This is a genomic window from Halalkalibacter wakoensis JCM 9140 (assembly GCF_000513095.1).
GTDB classification, from domain to species: domain Bacteria; phylum Bacillota; class Bacilli; order Bacillales; family Bacillaceae_D; genus Halalkalibacter; species Halalkalibacter wakoensis.
On the sequence record NZ_BAUT01000148.1, the window covers coordinates 1 to 1,884 of the forward strand.

1 pseudogene is annotated in these 1,884 nt (G+C 43.8%); it reads right to left on the reverse strand.

The annotated features are described in order from the left end of the window. Positions 1 to 75: 75 nt before the first annotated feature. A pseudogene (gene ltrA / locus JCM9140_RS21840) lies at positions 76 to 1,331 on the reverse strand (group II intron reverse transcriptase/maturase). Positions 1,332 to 1,884 lie beyond the last annotated feature (553 nt).

A 1,884-nucleotide genomic window follows, 5' to 3' on the forward strand; every position in this document is an offset into this window, starting at 1 on the left:
AATCGAGTAGGAGGAGGCGACTAGCCTCCGACCTCTCACACCACCGTACGTACGGATCCGTATACGGCGGTTCACTTAGGTATGACGTAAGTGGTTGTATCTATCTACTAGACTTTTTAGCTTTTTCTTTCGCCAAAACTCTAGGTTAAGCGTTGTGTTTAAAACAGGACTGTTCGAGATGCGCCAATATTTCTTGCGGGAATTACCCCATTCATAGGCTTTCTCCTTGGGAACTCCAAGTGAGATAAGCCTTTTTGTTTTGGTTTTAGGTAATTTCCATTGCTTCCATAGACACATCCGAAGTCTTCTTCTCAGTGATTCATCAAGCCGTTTAAAGGGAGTTGGCGTATCCGCCAAGGCAAAATATCCACACCATCCAACGAGATATTTATTGATCTTCTCAATACGCTCTTCCATTGAGATGGAATGTGATCGTGATGTAAGTTCTTTGATTTTGCTTTTAGCTCTCTTGATACTCTCTTTGGCGATACGGATCTTTGGTGACGGGTGAGGAGTAAAACTGAAACCTAGAAACTTTCGTTTCCACGGTCGATCTACTGCGCTTTTCTCGTCATTCACTTTCAGCTTGAGTTTCTTTTCAATGAAAGTTGTAATGGAGCTCTTCACTCGTAGACCTGACTTCTGAGTTTTCACGTAAATATTACAGTCATCTGCGTAACGGACAAACTTGTGCCCTCTCTTTTCCAGTTCCTTGTCGAGTTCATCTAACATGATATTAGACAATAACGGACTTAATGGCCCGCCCTGCGGGACACCTTCTTCGCTGATAACTTCCACACCGTTTATCATGATTCCTGATTCTAGGTATTTTCTAATTAACCTTAGAATCGTTTTATCATGGACTCTTTTCTCTAGAAGACCCATAAGCATATCGTGATTCACTTTATCGAAGAACTTTTCTAAGTCCATGTCTATCACCCATCTGTACCCTCCTCTATATGCGCCCTCGCTTCCTTTACAGCGTCATGGGCTCTTCTTCTTGGTCTGAAACCATAACTATGTTTAGAAAACGTTGGATCATAAATCAGGGTTAAGACTTGGGCAATCGCTTGTTGAATGAGACGATCGGTCACGGTAGGAATGCCTAGTAACCTTATGCCACCATTCGGTTTCGGGATTTCGACCCGTCTGACTGGCATAGGCTCGTACGTTCCGTCTTTAATTGAATTTCGGATTTCGTCCCAGTTAAGTAGAAGATGCGCTCGTAGGGATTTTACAGGCATTTCATCTACACCATGTTTACCCTTATTCTTTTCGACCCTTTTAAGAGCCGAAATCAGATTGTCCCGTGACAACAGTTGTTTCATCATTTCGATACATCCTCTCACGTGAATGTCCGTTCTATTTGTGCCATTGTTTATTCCACCCTCTTAAAGTCCCCCACGGGATTCACCGTTTCCTCCTTTAAGTAAGTCCAATTTGGATTGTCTGTATCATCATAAACAATGAACGCCTAGTCGCACATTCTTCCTAAATGTTCGGTCCTTCCTCGTCTATCTTAAGCTAGTCGAGTACTATGACCTCTGCTGACTTCTGACTGTTCAGCTATTTATCGCTAAATAGGTTACCGAGTGTGCTCGGCTTTTCAGTCAGACCTCCCCAGGTAAGAGTACAATCTTTCCTTCCATCTATCTGCTTCATTTACTCTGTATCACCTTTGGCAGAAAGGGCTTCGTCTTGTTTAGCAGACTCATCCAATGATACCTAGCCTTATATGAAGTTCGTGTTCCTCAGACCGGAAGTTTGCCGCTCGCTTCCTTCAGATCCTGCGTCACCACAGGCACCCTTGCGTTAAGCTACTGCTACTTCTGCCTTCACAGTTCGGGACTTTCACCCTATAGATTGCACCCATGCTGGGCGCAC